Annotated in this window: 12 protein-coding genes; 4 read left to right on the top strand and 8 right to left on the bottom strand. The window is 71.1% G+C overall.

Annotated features, from left to right (window positions below):
* Positions 1-4: 4 nt before the first annotated feature.
* The 3 genes from ACFZ8E_RS09505 to ACFZ8E_RS09495 form a co-directional block, all read right to left on the bottom strand.
* Entirely contained in the window at positions 5-2,023 is a 2,019-nt protein-coding gene (locus ACFZ8E_RS09505; protein ID WP_243934824.1) for an acetyl/propionyl/methylcrotonyl-CoA carboxylase subunit alpha, read from the bottom strand.
* 149 nt (positions 2,024-2,172) lie between these two features.
* Positions 2,173-2,616, bottom strand: coding sequence for a hypothetical protein (locus tag ACFZ8E_RS09500; protein ID WP_147859001.1), 444 nt, complete (start codon positions 2,614-2,616; stop codon positions 2,173-2,175).
* 392 nt (positions 2,617-3,008) lie between these two features.
* The gene (locus ACFZ8E_RS09495) at positions 3,009-3,587 is read right to left on the bottom strand and encodes a L,D-transpeptidase (RefSeq protein ID WP_147726986.1); all 579 of its coding nucleotides are present in this window, start codon (positions 3,585-3,587) and stop codon (positions 3,009-3,011) included.
* A 187-nt stretch (positions 3,588-3,774) separates the two neighbouring features.
* Here ACFZ8E_RS09495 and ACFZ8E_RS09490 point away from each other — a divergent pair, with 187 nt between their 5' ends.
* The 3 genes from ACFZ8E_RS09490 to ACFZ8E_RS09480 all read left to right on the top strand — a co-directional run bounded on the left by ACFZ8E_RS09490 (position 3,775) and on the right by ACFZ8E_RS09480 (position 9,174).
* On the top strand, positions 3,775-4,701 hold the full coding sequence (locus tag ACFZ8E_RS09490) for a histone deacetylase family protein (RefSeq protein WP_243936065.1): 927 nt from the start codon (positions 3,775-3,777) through the stop codon (positions 4,699-4,701).
* 173 nt (positions 4,702-4,874) lie between these two features.
* Positions 4,875-5,984 carry an efflux RND transporter periplasmic adaptor subunit gene (locus ACFZ8E_RS09485; RefSeq protein ID WP_405042661.1) on the top strand — a complete coding sequence of 370 codons (1,110 nt, stop codon included), beginning with the start codon at positions 4,875-4,877 and terminating at the stop codon, positions 5,982-5,984.
* A gap of 4 nt (positions 5,985-5,988) precedes the next feature.
* Positions 5,989-9,174 (top strand): efflux RND transporter permease subunit, encoded by a 3,186-nt coding sequence (locus ACFZ8E_RS09480; protein WP_405042660.1) that lies wholly within the window; start codon positions 5,989-5,991, stop codon positions 9,172-9,174.
* On the opposite strand, the gene ribB is transcribed toward ACFZ8E_RS09480, so the two are convergent.
* From ribB to ACFZ8E_RS09460, 4 genes are all read right to left on the bottom strand, one after another.
* Entirely contained in the window at positions 9,114-10,190 is a 1,077-nt protein-coding gene (gene ribB / locus ACFZ8E_RS09475) for a 3,4-dihydroxy-2-butanone-4-phosphate synthase (RefSeq protein WP_147842458.1), read from the bottom strand. The genes ACFZ8E_RS09480 and ribB overlap by 61 nt on opposite strands.
* Before the next feature lie 70 nt (positions 10,191-10,260).
* Positions 10,261-11,355: a chorismate synthase gene (aroC, locus tag ACFZ8E_RS09470; protein ID WP_147842457.1), complete on the bottom strand. Its 1,095-nt coding sequence runs from the start codon at positions 11,353-11,355 to the stop codon at positions 10,261-10,263.
* 139 nt (positions 11,356-11,494) lie between these two features.
* Entirely contained in the window at positions 11,495-12,592 is a 1,098-nt protein-coding gene (locus ACFZ8E_RS09465) for a catalase family protein (RefSeq protein ID WP_243948100.1), read from the bottom strand.
* Between the two features lie 55 nt (positions 12,593-12,647).
* Positions 12,648-13,790, bottom strand: coding sequence for an anhydro-N-acetylmuramic acid kinase (locus ACFZ8E_RS09460; RefSeq protein WP_147842455.1), 1,143 nt, complete (start codon positions 13,788-13,790; stop codon positions 12,648-12,650).
* Positions 13,791-14,011: 221 nt separating this feature from the next.
* Here ACFZ8E_RS09460 and tyrS point away from each other — a divergent pair, with 221 nt between their 5' ends.
* Positions 14,012-15,286, top strand: coding sequence for a tyrosine--tRNA ligase (gene tyrS, locus ACFZ8E_RS09455; RefSeq protein WP_147726629.1), 1,275 nt, complete (start codon positions 14,012-14,014; stop codon positions 15,284-15,286).
* Between the two features lie 78 nt (positions 15,287-15,364).
* Here the strand turns inward: tyrS and ACFZ8E_RS09450 are convergent, their stop codons facing one another.
* On the bottom strand, positions 15,365-16,111 hold the full coding sequence (locus ACFZ8E_RS09450) for a glucose 1-dehydrogenase (RefSeq protein WP_405042659.1): 747 nt from the start codon (positions 16,109-16,111) through the stop codon (positions 15,365-15,367).
* Between the last annotated feature and the right edge of the window lie 61 nt (positions 16,112-16,172).

Below are 16,172 nucleotides of genomic sequence, written 5' to 3'. Positions count from 1 at the left end.
CGAGTCAGGCGAATTCCAGGATCACCGCATCGACGGCGAGGCTCTCGCCCTCCTTGGCGTGGACCTTCGCCACCGTGGCGTCGCGCTCGGCGCGGAGCACGTTCTCCATCTTCATCGCCTCGACGATGGCGATGGCCTCGCCGTTCTTCACCTCCTGGCCTTCGGTGACCAGGATCTGCTTCACCAGGCCGGGCATCGGGCAGAGCACCTGCTTCCCGGAGCCGGCATCCTCCTTCACCGGCATCAGCGCGGCGAGCTCGGCCTCGCGGCGGGTGTAGACGCGGGCCTCGGCCGCGGCGCCCGCATGCTGGAGCGCGACGCCGTTGAGCAGCCCGCGCACCTGGATCGCGACGCGCTGCGCGCCGATCGTGCCGGTCCAGACCGGCTCGCCCGGGCGCCAGTCGCTCTCGACGACGTGGGCGGTGCCGTCGGCCTCGGTGACGACGAGGCAGTTCTGCGCCAGCGCATCCTCGTGCGGATCGACGGTGACGGGGAAGGCCTCGCCGGCCAGCATCACCACCCGGTCGCGCTCGAAGTGCAGCAGCGCGGGGTCGCGCATCTGGCCGGAGATGCCGCGCTTGCGCGCGTTGAGCTTGTGGTCGATCGCGGCCGCGGCCGCCATCATCCGCTGCGCCACCGCGCCTTTCGGCTCGGGCGCGGAGAACCCTTCCGGGAACTCCTCGGCGATGAAGCCGGTGGACAGCGCCCCCTCGCGCCAGCGCGGATGCGCCATCAGGGCGGCGAGGAACGGGATGTTGTGGCGGATGCCGTCGATGGCGAAGGCGTCGAGCGCCTCGGCCTGGAGCTCGATCGCCTCGGCGCGGGTCGGCGCCCAGGTGACGAGCTTGGCGATCATCGGATCGTAGTGGATCGCGATCTCGCCGCCCTCCTCTACGCCGGTGTCGTTGCGGACCTTGCCGGTGCCGAACGTGCCCTCCTCCGGCGGCCGGTAGGTGGTGAGCCGGCCGATCGAGGGCAGGAAGTTGCGGGTCGGATCCTCGGCGTAGACGCGGCTCTCCACCGCCCAGCCGTCGAGCGTCACCCGATCCTGCGTGAGCGGCAGCGTCTCGCCGGCCGCCACCCGGATCATCAGCTCGACGAGGTCGACGCCGGTGATCATCTCGGTAACCGGATGCTCGACCTGGAGGCGGGTGTTCATCTCCAAGAAGTAGAACGACTTGTCCTGGCCGGCGACGAACTCGACCGTGCCGGCGGAATCGTAGTCCACGGCCTTCGCCAGGGCGACCGCCTGCTCGCCCATCTTCCGGCGGGTGGCCTCGTCGAGAAGGGGCGAGGGTGCCTCCTCGATGACCTTCTGGTTGCGGCGCTGAATCGAGCACTCGCGCTCGCCGAGGTAGACCACGTTGCCGTGCTTGTCGCCGATCACCTGGATCTCGATGTGGCGCGGATCGGTGATGAACTTCTCGATGAACACCCGGTCGTCGCCGAAGGACGAGGCGGCCTCGGACTTCGCGCGGGCGAAGCCCTCCGCGACCTCGCCCGAGGCGTAGGCGATGCGCATGCCCTTGCCGCCGCCGCCGGCGGACGCCTTGATCATCACCGGGTAGCCGATGCCGTCGGCGATCTCGACGGCGTGCTCGGGGCTCTCGATCACGCCGAGGAAGCCCGGCACCGTCGAGACGTTGGCGGCGGCCGCCGCCTTCTTGGATTCGATCTTGTCGCCCATCGCGGCGATGGCGCCGGCGTTCGGGCCGATGAAGACGATGCCGGCCTCGGCGAGCGCGTTGGCGAAGGCCTCGCGCTCGGACAGGAAGCCGTAGCCCGGATGCACCGCCTGCGCCCCGGTCTGCTTGCAGGCGTCGATGATCTTCTCGATGACGAGGTACGATTGCGCCGCCGCCGCCGGGCCGATGTGGACGGCCTCGTCGGCCATCGCCACGTGGACCGCATCGCGGTCGGCGTCCGAGTAGACCGCCACGGTCTTGATGCCCATGCGCCGTGCCGTCTTGATGACGCGGCAGGCGATCTCGCCCCGGTTTGCGATCAGGATCTTGTCGAACATCTTTTATCGCGCTCGGGTCTGGTCGTCTTCAGGAAGCGGCTTGGCGTGAGCCGGATAGAGCGTTCCCGATAAAGCAGATCCGCAGGCGACGGAAGCTGTGCCGGCGGCCGATGCCTGGGCGACCGCGGTCAAAAGTTTTTGGTCTCGTTTCAAGCGGCCAGCGCGAAGCGCGGCCGGTCGGTCCTGGCCGGCTCCCGGGTCCAGCGGTTGGCTTCCATCGCGAACACCATCAGCGCCTCGGCGCTCCCCTGCGCCTCCCGGACGATCTCGACGGCGATTCGCGCGCCGGCCGGCGTCGGGCCGGTGAGGCCGGCGAGCGACGCCGAAAGCCAGGCGGCGACCGCGCGGTCGACGTAGCCCGAGGGACGCTCGCCCCAGACCGCGAAGTCGACCACGAGGGCGACCAGCGCGTCGGCGAAGGCCGGATCGGCGTCGGGCACCGCCCGCTCCAGCGCGATCAGCATGTCGGCCTCGTCGCGATGGGCGATGCCGTCCGGCAGCACGTCGCGCAGCAGAACCTGCACGGCGGCCGACGCAATGCGGCCCTCGGCGACGGCATGGTTGCAGAAGTCTTGAAGAGAAACGTTGATCATGACCGAATTCCTCCGCGACCTTTGTTCGGTCGCCGCCTGTCCTCGTGTGTATTGGACTGTAGGAGACGAGATCGTCTTCAGAGGTTAACGGCCAAATCTGAACCGGCGTTCAGGTTAAAGCGTGCTCACGAATGAGCGTTTCGAGAATCTTGCTTTTTTCGAGCGACATGCCGGCATCTGTCGAGACCGCACGATCGTCGCCCGCTCTCCGGGAACGCAGATGAAACGTCACCCGCTCACCGCTATCCCGTCATTCCGGGGCGCCGCAGGCGAGCCCGGAATCCAGAGCCGCCGGCGGTGGCGGATCCGGCTGGCGTCGGCGGTTCTGGATTCCGGGCTCTGCTTCGCAGCCCCGGAACGACGAGGGGAAACGGACCGAAGGTCGTCCGCCCTCAGCGCACGATCACCGTCGCGCCCACCGGCACGCGGTTGAACAGGTCGACCACGTCGATGTTGCGCATGCGGATGCAGCCGGACGACGCGGCCTGGCCGATCTTCTCCGGCTCGTTGGTGCCGTGGATGCGGTAGAGCGTGTCGCGGCCCTTGTCGGAGAGATAGAGCGCGCGGGCGCCGAGCGGGTTGCCCGGCCCGCCCTGCATCGGGTGGACGTGCGGCCAGCGCTTGATCATCTCGGCCGGCGGGTTCCAGGCCGGCCATTCCGCCTTGCGGTCGACCGTGGCGGTGCCCTTCCAGCCATAGGCCTCGTCGCCCACGGTGACGCCGTAGCGCATCGCCTTGCCGTCGGGCAGCACGAGGTAGAGCTGCCGCTCCATCGTCTCGATCACGATGGTGCCGGGCTGCTCCTTCGTCGGGTCGGTGACCTGGTAGCGGGCGAAGTGCGGGTCGAACTCGGCGTCCGGCACCAGCGCCATGAAGGCGGTGTCCCGTGCCGACAGAGCCGGATCGGGCACCGCCTTGAAGTTGCAGCCCGAGAGCAGCACGGCACACGCGATGATCGGGGCGAAGCGCATGGCGGGCCTCTCTCGAGTGGGCTTCCGCCGTTCGAACCAGGGTTGACGGAAACTGACCGAAGCATAGGCGGACGAGGCACTTCGGCGTAGCGTCCCGCGTTGCCCGCGGGCACAATGCCAAGCGCTGTTGCCGCTTTGCGACAGGTGCGTCCGCAGCGAGGCGGCGCGCACAGCCGGAGGGATGATCGTGACGACCCTGTACGTGAGCCACCCGGCCGCCCTCGACCACGCCGTGCCCGAGGGGCATCCCGAGCGGCCCGACCGCATCCGCGCGATCGAGCGCGTCCTGGAGAACGAGCGCTTCTCCGGCCTCGTCCGCACCATGGCGCCACAGGCCGAGGCCTCGGTCGCCACGCTCGCCCACCCCGCCGCCTATGTCGAGGCGATCGTCGCGGCCTCGCCCAAGGACGGGATGGTCGCGATCGATTCGGATACGCTGATGTCCCCGGGCAGCCTGGAGGCGACGCTTCGCGCCGTCGGCGGCGGCATCATGGCGGTCGATGCGGTGATGGGGTGCGAATGCAGCAACGCCTTCGTCGCCATGCGCCCGCCCGGCCACCATGCCGAGCGCACCCGGGCGATGGGATTCTGCCTGTTCAACCACGCCGCCATCGCCGCGCGCCACGCCCGCGCCAAGGGCGCGACCCGCGTGGCGCTGGTCGATTGGGACGTGCACCACGGCAACGGCTCGCAGGACATCTTCTGGGACGATGCCGACGTGATGTACGCCTCGACCCACCAGATGCCGCTGTTTCCCGGCACCGGCGCGGCCTCCGAGCGCGGCGCGAAGGACACCATCGTCAACGTGCCCCTGCGCCCGGGCGACGACGGCGCGGTCTTCCGCGAGGCGTTCGAGGCCGGCATCCTCGCCCGCGTCGACGCCTTCGCGCCCGACGTGATCATCCTGTCGGCCGGCTTCGACGCCCACCACCTCGATCCCTTGGCCAACCTGCGCCTGACCGAAGCCGATTTCGGCTGGGCCACGCGCAAGCTGATGGAGGTCGCCGACCGGCACGCCGGCGGCCGCCTCGTCTCGATGCTGGAGGGCGGCTACAGCCTCGACGGCCTCGGCCGCTCGGTGTCGGCGCATGTCGACGCGCTGATGGGGCGATGAGGGAAAGATCGGGTGCCCTCCCTCCCCCGAGAGGGGGGATCGTCGGGAAAGTGTAGCCAACGATCGTCATCGTCGGGTTTCAGGATTATTCGGCAATCGGAACCGGGATTATGTGGTAATGCCACGCCCGGCGTCGGCCGGCATGACGGCCGCTCGTCGATGGGGTGGATCGGGTGCGGCAGAGGCGTGGCTACGGGCTGGTTTGGGCGACGGCGATCGGGCTGGCCGGTGTGGCGCTCGTCGCGGCTTTCGCCGGCGACGACGTTCGGCAGGTCGCTTCACGGCTGACGAACCTTTTCGTGGCGCGCGATGCGGCCAGGTCCGCCCCCGCCCCCGCCAAGCCCACGCCATTCGCTGCCCCCCAGCGCACCGCGGTCGAGGGCGGACGCGTCGTCGTGGTGCTCACGCCCGAGGAACGCGCCCGGATCGGCCTCGAGACCGCACGGCGGCAGCCCGAATCGCACCCGATCGAGATCCAGGCCTACGGCAGCGTCCTCGACCTCGCGCGGGTGACGGAGCTCACGAATTCCTACGCCGCCGCGACGGCGCAGCTGCAGACCGCGCAGGCGCGGGTCGAGGTCTCGCGCGCCGCGTTCCAGCGCGCCAAATCCCTCGGGCCCTACGCGACGCAGGTGCAGATCGAGACCACCGAGGGCACGTTCCAGACCGACCAGGCGGCGCTCGCCGCAGCGCAGTCGCAGGTGCGGACGCTCAGCGCCACCGCGCAGCAGGAATGGGGGCCGGTGATCGGCCGCGGCATCGTCGAGCGCTCGGTCCTCGTGACCCGGCTGATCGAGCGCGCCGACTTCCTGGTGCAGGTGACGCTGCCGCCCGGGGAGACGCTGAAGGGCCGGCCCGGCGCGGCCTTCGCGGAGGTGCCGCCGCAGAGCGAGCGCGTGGCGCTGCGCTTCGTCTCGGCCGCGACCCGCACCGACCAGCGCATCCAGGGCCTCAGCTCGTTCTACACGGTCTCCGGCGACAGCGGCCTCCTCCCCGGCATGAGCACGCTGGCCTTCATTACCTCGTCGCGGGCCGCCACCGGCGTGCTCGTGCCCGAGGAGGCGGTCGTGCACTGGCAGGGCGGGGCCTGGTTCTACCGCGCGGTCGGCGAGACCGGGTTCGCCCGCCACGCGCTCGGCGCCGACCCCGCGCTCTCGGGCGACGGCTTCATCGTCGCGGATCTCGCCGGCGAGACCGAGATCGTGATGCGGGGCGCGCAGGCCCTGCTGTCGGAGGAGATGAAGGCCCAGGTGCAGAGAGCCGGCGGCGCGGACGACGACTGAGCCGATGTCGTCCGATCAAAGCCCCGCCGCGCCCGATCCCGTCGGCCCGCAGGCCGCCCTGGTCGCCTTCGCGATCCGCTTCCCCGGCATCGTCGTGGCCTTGGCGCTGGCGTTGCTGGTCTACGGCACCGCCAGCCTCGGTCAGGCGAAGTACGACGTCTTCCCCGAGTTCGCGCCGCCCTCGGTGGTGATCCAGACCGAGGCGCCGGGGCTCAACCCGGAGCAGGTCGAGATCCTGGTGACCCAGACCGTCGAGGTCGCCGTCAACGGGCTTCCCGGCCTCGCCACCCTGCGGTCGAGCTCGATCCAGGGCCTGTCGGTCATCACCGCCACCTTCACCGCCGGCAGCAGCATCTACCGGGTGCGCCAGCTCGTGACCGAGCGGCTGGCGAGCCTCGCCGGGCGCCTGCCGCAGGGCGTGCTGCCGCCGGCGATGACCGCGCTGACCTCCTCGACCAGCACCGTGCTCCTGGTCGGGCTGACCTCGGAGAGCCGCTCCGCCCTCGACCTGCGCACGATCGCCGACTGGCGCGTGCGCCTGCGGCTGCTCGCGGTGCCCGGCATCGCCCAGGTCTCGGTCTACGGCGGCGCGGTGCGCGCCTTCCAGGTCGAGGTGCGGCCGCACGACCTGATCCGCTTCCGCCTCGGCCTGAACGACGTGCTCGTGGCCGCGCGCAAGGCCACCGGGGTGCGCGGCGCCGGCTTCGTCGACACCCCCAACCAGCGCATCGCCCTCCAGACGGAAGGGCAGTCGCTGACGCCGGAGGAGATCGCCCGCACGGTGCTCGTCAACGAGGGCGGCGCGAGCGTGGTGCTCGGCGACGTCGCCACCGTGGTCGCCGCCCCCGAGCCGCCGATCGGCGCGGCGCTCGTCGACGGCCGGCCCGGCATCCTCCTGATGGTCGGTGCGCAGATCGGCGCCAACACCCTGGAGGCGACGCGCCGGGTCGAGGCGGCCCTCGACGAGCTTCGGCCCGGGCTGGCGCGCGACGGCATCGTGCTGCGCGGCGACCTCTTCCGCCCGGCGAACTTCATCGCCCAGGCCAACGGCAACGTGCTGCAGGCGCTGGCGCTCGGCGGCATCCTGGTCGTCGTGGTGCTGTTCGTGTTCCTGTTCGACTGGCGCACGGCCGTCATCAGCGCGGTGGCGATCCCGCTCTCGCTGCTCGCCGCCGTGCTGGTGCTCGGGGCGATGGGCGAGAGCCTCAACACGATGACCCTCGGGGGGCTGGCCATCGCCATCGGCGAGGTGGTGGACGACGCGGTGATCGGCATCGAGAACGCGGTGCGGCGCCTGCGCGAGAACCGCCGCCTCGCCGTGCCGCTTCCGGTCGCGCGGGTGGTGCGCGACGCGATCCTCGAGGTGCGGGGCGCGGTGGCCTACGCCACCTTCGCCGTGCTGCTGGTGTTCCTGCCGGTGCTGGCGCTCACCGGCGTCGCCGGGCGCCTGTTCGGCCCGCTGGCGCTCGCCTACGTCCTGGCGGTGGTGGCCTCGCTCGCGGTGGCGCTCACGGTGACCCCGGCGCTCGCGATGGCGCTGGTAGCGCGCAAGGACCTGCCCGCGCGCGATCCCCCGGTGATGCGGATCGCGCGCGCCGCCTACGCGCGGATGCTTGGGGCCGTCGAGCGGCGCTTCGGCTGGGCGGCGACGGCGGCCGTCCTCCTCACCCTCGCCGGCGCGGCCGCCCTGCCCTTCTTCGGCGGCACTTTCCTGCCGGACCTCAAGGAGGGCCACCTGATCCTGCACATGGCGGCGGCGCCGGGCACCTCGCTGCAGGAATCGCTGCGGCTCGGCGCGCGCATGACCGCCGGGCTCAAGGCGGTGCCCGGCGTCCGCGCCGTGGCGCAGCAGGTCGGACGGGCCGAGGCCGGCCAGGACACGGCCGGCACGCATTACAGCGAGATCCACATCGACCTCGAGCCCGGCCTCGACGGCGCGGCGCAGGGGCGGAGCGAGGCCGGCATCCGCGCTCTGATGGCGGGCACGCCCGGCGCCGCGTTCTCGCTCAAGACCTTCCTCACCGAGCGCATCGAGGAGACGGTCTCGGGCTACACCGCGCCGGTGGTGATCAACGTGTTCGGCGCCGACCTCGACCGGATCGAGGCGGCGGCCCGCGACGTCGCCCGCGAACTCGCCGAGGTGCGGGGCGCCGCCGACGTGCAGCAGCAATCGCCCGCCGGCCTGCCGCAGATCACCGTGTCCTTACGCCGGAACGACCTGCGCCACTGGGGCCTCGACGCGATCGAGGTGCTGGAGATCGTCCGTACCGCCTACCAGGGCGACGTGGTCGGCCAGGCCTACGAGGGCAACGCCGTCTTCAACGTCATCGTCGTCCTCGACCGGGCGACCCGCGCGCACCTCACCCGCCTCGGCGACCTGCCGCTGCGGACCACGAGCGGCAGCTACATCCGGCTGACCCAGGTCGCCGACGTCTACGAGACGGCCGGGCGCTACCAGGTCCAGCACGCGGGCGCGCAGCGGGTGCAGGCGGTCACCGCCAACGTGACGGGGCGCGACGTGGCCTCCTTCGTCGAGGCGGCCAAGCGCAAGGTCGCCAAGGAGGTGACCCTGCCGCCCGGCGTCTACGTCGCCTTCGAGGGCGCCGCGGAGACGCAGGCGCGGGCGCGCGCCGACCTGCTGACCTATTCCGCGCTCGCCGGCCTCGGCATCGTGCTGCTGCTCGCGGTGGTGACCGGGTCGGTGCGCAACCTCGTCCTGGTGCTGGTCAACCTGCCCTTCGCCTTCGTCGGCGGCGTGCTCGCCGTGGCGGCGACCAGCGCGGTGGTCTCGCTCGGCTCGATCGTCGGCTTCGTCACCCTGTTCGGGATCAGCTTGCGCAACGCGATCATGCTGATCGCCCATTACGAGCACATGGTCGCCCGCGAGGAGCGCAGCTGGGACGCCGCCACCGCCGCGGAGGGCGCCGGCGACCGGCTGGTGCCGATCCTGATGACCTCCCTCGTCACCGGCCTCGGCCTGCTTCCGCTGGCGCTCGGCGCCGGCGAGCCGGGGCGCGAGATCGAGGGTCCGATGGCGATCGTGATCCTGGGCGGGCTCGTCACCTCGACGGTGCTGAACCTCGCGATCCTGCCGGCCTTGGCGCTGCGCTACGGCCGGTTCGTCGCGGACTATCCCTCCAGCGGCTCGTCGCCGAGCATCTCGATCCCGAAGCCCGACAGGCCGACATAGGCGCGGGCCGAGGTCGAGAGGTTGCGGATCGAGACCACGCCGAGGTCACGCAGGATCTGCGCGCCCAGGCCCACCTCGCGCCACTGGCGCACGCGCTGCGCCTCGGTGCCCTCGTCCGCGACGCGGTTCAGCGGAACCCCGGCGGTGCCGTCGCGCAGGTACACGAGGATGCCGCGGCCCTCCCGCGCGAACCGGCGCATCACCGTCTCGATCTGGCGGCCGCCCTCGATCACGTCGGCGACGACGTCCGAGCGATGGAGCCGGACCAGCACGTTGCGGCCGTCCCCGATGTCGCCGTGGACGAAGGCGAATTGCTGGATCGCCTCGAACGGCGTGGTGTAGGCGTAGCCCGTCATCGGGCCGAACTCGGTCTCGACCGGGAAGTGGCCGACGCGCTCGACCAGCTTGTCGCGCGCCTGGCGGTAGGCGATCAGGTCGGCCACCGAGACGCGGGCGAGGCTGTGCGTCTCGGCGAAGGCCGCGATCTGCGGCCCCTTCATCACCGTGCCGTCGTCGTTGGCGAGCTCGCAGATCACGCCGACGGGCGGCAGGCCCGCGAGCTTGCACAGGTCGACCGCGGCTTCCGTATGGCCTGAGCGCATCAGCACGCCGCCGTCCCGCGCGATCAGCGGGAAGACATGCCCGGGGCGGACGAAGTCGTCGGCGCCCATGTTGCCGTTGGCGAGCGCCCGCACGGTGTTGCAGCGCTGCTCGGCCGAGATGCCGGTGGTCAGCCCGTGCTTCACGTCCACCGTGACGGTGAAGGCGGTGCCGAGCGGCGCGTCGTTCGAGGCGACCATCGGCGCGAGGTTGAGGCGGCGCGCCTCCGCGACCGTCACCGGCGCGCAGACGATGCCGCAGGTGTTGCGGACGATGAACGCCATCTTCTCCGGCGTGCAATGGATCGCGGCGACGACGAGGTCGCCCTCGTTCTCGCGATCGTCGTCGTCGGTGACGACGACGATCTCGCCGCGGGCGAAGGCTTCGATGGCGGAGGTGACGGAGGTGTGGGGCACGGTTCGGTACTCGAATGGGCTTTGCGTCCGGGGACGGTCGGGCGTCGGGCGCCGACGTGAGGCGCCGAAGTCAGGTGCCGACCTGCCCCCGATGGCGGAGATGGTGGTCGGCGAGCACGCACGCCATCATCGCCTCGGCGACGGGGACGGCCCGGATGCCGACGCAGGGATCGTGGCGGCCCTTGGTGATCAGGTCGACGTCGCGGTTGTCGCCCGTGACCGTGCGCCGGGGCGTGAGGATCGACGAGGTCGGCTTCACGACAAACCGCACCACGATCGGCTGGCCGGTCGAGATGCCGCCGAGCACGCCGCCGGCATGGTTGGCCAGGAACGTCGGGCGCCCGTCGTTGCTCGCGCGCATCTCGTCGGCGTTGTCCTCGCCGCGGAGCGCCGCCGAGGCGAAGCCGTCGCCGATCTCGACGCCCTTGACCGCGTTGATGGACATCATCGCGGCGGCCAGCTCCGCGTCGAGCTTGCCGTAGATCGGCGCGCCGAGGCCGGGTGCCACGCCCTCGGCCACCACCTCGATCACTGCGCCGATCGACGAGCCGTCCTTGCGAATGCCGTCGAGGTAGTCCTCGTAGAATTTCGCGGTCGCCGCGTCAGGGCAGAAGAACGGGTTGGCGCCGACCGCCTCCCAATCCCAGCGCGACCGGTCGATCGCGTGCGGACCCATCTGCACCAAAGCCGCGCGGATCGTGACGCCGGGGATCACCTTGCGCGCGATGGCGCCGGCCGCGACCCGCGCCGCGGTCTCGCGCGCCGACGAGCGCCCGCCCCCGCGATAGTCGCGGATGCCGTACTTGGCGTCGTAGGCGTAGTCGGCATGGCCCGGGCGGTAGCTGTCGCGGATCTCGGAATAGTCCTTCGAGCGCTGATCGGTGTTCTCGATCATCAGCGCGATCGGCGTGCCGGTGGTGAGCTGGCGGCCCCCGGTGCGGTCGTCGGCGAACACGCCCGACAGGATCTTCACCTGGTCCGGCTCGCGCCGCTGGGTGGTGAAGCGCGACTGTCCGGGCTTGCGCCGGTCCAGCTCGGCCTGGATCTCCTCGGCCTCGAGCATCAGCCCGGGCGGGCACCCGTCGACGACGCAGCCGAGGGCGACCCCGTGGCTCTCGCCGAAGGTGGTGACGCGGAACAGGTGGCCGAACGTGTTGTGGGACATCGTGCGCGTGCTCTAGCGCGCGGGCGGCGGAGGCACAAATCGGGGCCGCGTTGCGTCTGCGTCGGGTGGCCGCCTCCCTCCCCCGAAGGGAAGGGAGAGCGTTCGGCGCGACGCCGACTGGCGGCGCTCATGCGGGCGATCAGGCCGGCACCTCCTCGATGGCGCGCGGCTCGGTTTCCGGCACGCCGTTGCGGGCATGGCGGAAGCTCGAGAGCGCCTGGTAGGTCTTCAGCCGCGCCCGCATCAGCGAGCCCAGCGGACGGTGCGCCGCGAGGCTGTGGGCGGGACGGAAGGAGAGCACGTCGTCGGCGTAGGCGCGGCGGGTCTCGCTCGTCGCGTCCTGCGCCGGCAGCACGAGGCGGGCGACGGTGCGGTAGGGGCTGGCCTCCTCCGACCATTCCTTCGAGGCGTCCTCGATCGGCATGTCGTTCAGGTCGAGGCAGAGCTGCACGCGGATCTCGAACACCACCTCCTGGCCGCGGAAGAGGGCCGCGACCGCGTGGCGGAAAGTGTCCGGGTCGTCGCCGGGGTGAAGCTCCTCCTTCGCCAGGGCCTCCTGCGCGGGCGCGGCCGGGAACGCGGCGATCTTGGCGATATGGTCGCCGTAGCGCAGCGCCGCCTGCGAGTAGTACGGCTCGGCCAGGGGATGCAGCGGCTGGTGTCCGAAGAAATCGAGCAGCGGCGCGCTCTTGCCGGTCACCGCCTTCACGACCGAATCGGCCGCCCGCGCCGTCGCCGAGACCGCGACCTTCACCGCCTCCGGCGCCTTGGTGCCGGCTTCGAGCTGCTTCATGCTGCCGAGGAAGCCCTTCGCGTCCGGGTTCGGGAAGACCGGCCCGGTGGCGAGCACGAAATCCTGGGTGTCGGCCGCGTGACCGGCGAGCTTCTCGCCGGCGACGCCGAGCACCTTGATCGCCATGCCGCGGTGGGTCGAGACGCTGTCCTTCAGGAGCTCGCCCGGCCCCTGCGCGAACCGCACGATCGCCGGATGCGTGCCCGCCGTCGCGAACAGGCCCTGGGCCAGCTCCGCGGGCAGGTTCGGCAGCACCTGGAGCTCGCCGACGACGATGCCGCTGATCTTGGCGTGCGAGGCGCGCACGGCGTGCTTGTAGCGTGCGGCGGTGGTCTCGCTCTCGCGGGTCATCGAGGCGATGATCTCGTCGATGACGTGGTTCTCGTCGGGGGCCGGGGTTTCGACGTTGTCGTGGTAGCGGATCGGGGTCGCGCGGTCGGTCATGGGGCTCGCTTTGAAGCTCTTCGAGAATCGCTCCAGGGTGAACCGCGCTCGGCGCTCAGGTATCCCGCGGTCGCGCCAGGACGCCGCCGGTCATCGGCTCGCGCACGCCGGTGGTCGACGGAAACGTGATCGGCAGACCCTTGAGCGAGCGCACGGCCAGGTGCGCGAAGGCCTGCGCCTCGAGGAAGGCCGAGGACCAGCCGATGGCGTCGGCCGTCGTGATCTCGGCGCGCAGGTGATAGTTCAAGAGCCGCACCAGCTCGCCGTTGCGGGCGCCGCCGCCGGCGACGATCCAGCGGGCCGGGATCTCCGGGGCATGGTCGAGCGCCCGGGCGACCGCGCGGGCCGTGAAGGCGGTGAGCGTCGCCGCGCCGTCCTCGGTCGAGAGCTGGCCCGCGAGCTTGTGCGAGAACCAGTTGCGGTCGAGCGATTTCGGCGGCCGTCGGAAGAAGAACGGGTGCGTCAGCAGCCACGCCAGCAGCGGCTCGTCGGCTCGCCCGCGCGCGGCGGTGCGGCCGCCGTCGTCGAGATTCTTGCCCTCGCGCTCCTGCATCCACTCGTCGATCAGCGAGTTGCCGGGCCCCGTGTCGAAGGCGATCACGCCGCCCTTCGCGTCGACCAGGGTCGCGTTGGCGACGCCGCCGATGTTGAGGATGCCGTAGGCGCCCTCGAACCCCGAGGCCGCGGCCAGCGCCTGGTGAAAGACCGGCACCAGGGGCGCCCCCTGGCCGCCCGCCTCGATGTCGGCGCGGCGCAGGTCGGAGACGACCGGAATGCGCAAACGGTCGGCGAGCGCCTGCCCCTCGCCGATCTGGATCGTGATGCGCTGGTCCGGGCGGTGGATCACCGTCTGGCCGTGGAAGCCGATCACGTCGATGTCGGCGGCCGAGAGCCCGTTCTCGGCGAGGAACTGCTCGACCGCCTGGGCATGCGCCTCGGTGACGAAGGCCTCCGCCTCGGGCAGCCGGCCGGGCCGGTCGCCGGGGGCGACGACGCCCTCGGCGTCCTTGGTGGCGGCGCGCAGCAGGACCTTCTCGTCCTCGGAATAGCCGCGGTAGCCGGTCGGCCCCAGGGGTTCGAGGTAGTTGTTGTGGCCCTTGACCACGTGGACGGCCTCGCCGTCGGTCTCGATCAGGGCGACGTCCACGCCGTCGAGCGACGTGCCGCTCATCAGGCCGATCGCGCGCATCATGGTCATGACCTGCCCCCGTGCCTTTCGCCGGTCGTCCTGCTATGGGTGACCCTCGCAAAACCTCCGATCCCTGCGGGCGCCCGAGATGGCGACGACGACGCGACGGAGGTTTTGCGAGTGACACTCAGCCGCCTCATGCCCTTTTGCGAGCGGACGCGCCAGCGCGCAGGACCGGTCCGGTCCCGTGCCGGAGCCGCCCGCTTCGAACCGAGAAGTCCGAGCCTCCCATGACCGCCGCCGAGCCCTTCGCGCCGAAATCCGAGTTCCTGAAAGTCCTGAGCGAGCGCGGCTACGTCCACCAGTGCTCGGACTTCGCCGCGCTGGACGCGGCCGCGGCCGAGGGGCGGCTCACGGCTTACGTCGGCTACGACTGCACCGCGGCCTCGCTCCATATCGGCCACCTCTTGTCGATCATGATGCTGCACTGGCTGCAGAAGACCGGCGGCCGGCCGATCGCGCTGATGGGCGGCGGCACCACCCGCGTCGGCGACCCCTCGGGGCGCGACGAATCGCGAAAGATCCTCAGCCTGGAGCAGATCGAGGCCAACAAGGCCGGCATCCAGAAGACCTTCGCCCGGTTCCTCGCCTTCGACGGCTCGGCGACCGGCGCGATCATGGTCGACAACGCCGAATGGCTGACCAAGCTGAACTACATCGAGATGCTGCGCGACGTCGGTCGCCATTTCTCGGTCAACCGCATGATGTCGATGGACAGCGTGCGGATGCGGCTGGAGCGCGATCAGGAACTCTCGTTCCTGGAATTCAACTACATGATCCTCCAGTCCTACGACTTCGTTGAGCTGAACCGCCGCCACGGCTGCACCATGCAGATGGGCGGGTCGGACCAGTGGGGCAACATCGTCAACGGCATCGATCTCGGCCGCCGCATGGGCGTCCCGGGCCTGCTCGGGCTGACCTGCCCGCTGCTGACCACCGCGTCGGGCGCCAAGATGGGCAAGACCGCCGCCGGCGCGGTCTGGCTCGATGCCGGGATGCTGAAGCCGTACGATTACTGGCAGTTCTGGCGGAACACCGAGGATGCCGACGTCGCGCGCTTCCTCAAGCTGTTCACCTTCCTCCCGCTGCCCGAGATCGCCGACCTCGCCGCGAAGGGCGGGGCCGGGATCAACGAGGCCAAGGTGCGGCTCGCCACCGAGGCGACGGCGCTGATGCACGGCCGCGAGGCGGCGGACGCCGCCGCCGAGACCGCGCGGAAGACCTTCGTCGAGGGGACGCTGGCCGAAGACCTGCCGAGCGTCACCGTCTCGCGCGACCTCGTCGATGCCGGCCTCGGCGTGCTCAGCGCCTTCGGGCCGGAATACGCCAAGCTGGTGCCGTCCACGAGCGAGGCCCGCCGCCAGATCAAGAGCGGGGGCCTGCGCATCGACGACGTGGTCCTCACCGACGAGCGTGCCGTGCTGCGCACCGCCGACTTCGCCAAGACCGGCGTGATCAAGCTCTCGTTCGGCAAGAAGCGCCACGTGCTGCTGCGCGTGGCGTGACCGCTCGCGGCGAAGCGGGGCCCGGACCGGGCTCGGCTTCGTCTTTATGCGGGGCCGTTCGTCATGCGGGGCCGTTCGTCAGCGGATGCCGCCGCTCGCGGTGATCACCTCGCCGGTGAGCCAGCGCGCGTCGTCGGAGGCGAGGAAGGCGACCACCCGGGCGATGTCGTCCGGCGCGCCGGCGCGGCCGAGCGGGGTCTGCGCGACGAAGCCGGCTTCCATCTCGGATCCGGCGATGCCGGCCGAATGGGTGCCCTCGGTCACCACGTAGCCCGGGCTGACCGTGTTGACCCGGATCCGGCGCGGCCCCAGCTCGTTGGCGAGCACCCCCGAGATCGCGTTGAGGGCGCCCTTCGTCCCGGCATAGACCGCCGCCGTCGGCGTATGCACGTGGGTGATCGCCGACGAGATGTTGACGATGCTGCCGCCCTCGCCGAGGTGCTTGGCGGCCGCCTGGGTCGCCAGCAGCACGCCGAGCACGTTGACGTCGAACAGCTTGCGGTAATGCGCCTCGGTGATCTCCTCGATCGCCGCGAAGTCGTAGACGCCGGAATTGTTGACCAGCACGTCGAGCCGGCCGAATGCCGTCACCGCCGCCTCGATCACCGCTTGCGCCTGGGCGGCCTGAGAGACGTCGCCCTGGACCGCGATCGCCCGGCCGCCGGCCGCGGTGATCGCGGCGACGACCGCCTCGGCGCCGGCCTTGCTCGATGCGTAGTTCACGACGACCGCCGCGCCGTCCTGTGCCAGCGCCTTGGCGATGCCGGCACCGATGCCCTTCGATGCGCCGGTCACGACGGCGACTTTGCCTGCGAGCTTGGACATGTATGCTAACCCTCGGCATGGGCCGGCACCGGGATGGCCGCCGTATTCCCATAGTTCGGGA

The organism is Methylobacterium sp. HMF5984, assembly GCF_045033435.1.
In the GTDB taxonomy this organism is placed as follows: Bacteria; Pseudomonadota; Alphaproteobacteria; order Rhizobiales; family Beijerinckiaceae; genus Methylobacterium.
The sequence above is the reverse complement of the archived record's forward strand: the minus strand, read 5'-3'. Positions and strand labels throughout refer to the sequence as shown.

Excerpts from the sequence above, each read along its gene's own strand:
- ACFZ8E_RS09505 (WP_243934824.1), bottom strand. The coding sequence starts at position 2,023 with ATGTTCGACAAGATCCTGATCGCAAACCGGGGCGAGATCGCCTGCCGC.
- ACFZ8E_RS09500 (WP_147859001.1), bottom strand. The coding sequence starts at position 2,616 with ATGATCAACGTTTCTCTTCAAGACTTCTGCAACCATGCCGTCGCCGAG.
- ACFZ8E_RS09495 (WP_147726986.1), bottom strand. The coding sequence starts at position 3,587 with ATGCGCTTCGCCCCGATCATCGCGTGTGCCGTGCTGCTCTCGGGCTGC.
- ACFZ8E_RS09480 (WP_405042660.1), top strand. The coding sequence starts at position 5,989 with ATGTCGTCCGATCAAAGCCCCGCCGCGCCCGATCCCGTCGGCCCGCAG.
- aroC (WP_147842457.1), bottom strand. The coding sequence starts at position 11,355 with ATGTCCCACAACACGTTCGGCCACCTGTTCCGCGTCACCACCTTCGGC.
- ACFZ8E_RS09465 (WP_243948100.1), bottom strand. The coding sequence starts at position 12,592 with ATGACCGACCGCGCGACCCCGATCCGCTACCACGACAACGTCGAAACC.
- ACFZ8E_RS09460 (WP_147842455.1), bottom strand. The coding sequence starts at position 13,790 with ATGACCATGATGCGCGCGATCGGCCTGATGAGCGGCACGTCGCTCGAC.
- tyrS (WP_147726629.1), top strand. The coding sequence starts at position 14,012 with ATGACCGCCGCCGAGCCCTTCGCGCCGAAATCCGAGTTCCTGAAAGTC.
- ACFZ8E_RS09450 (WP_405042659.1), bottom strand. The coding sequence starts at position 16,111 with ATGTCCAAGCTCGCAGGCAAAGTCGCCGTCGTGACCGGCGCATCGAAG.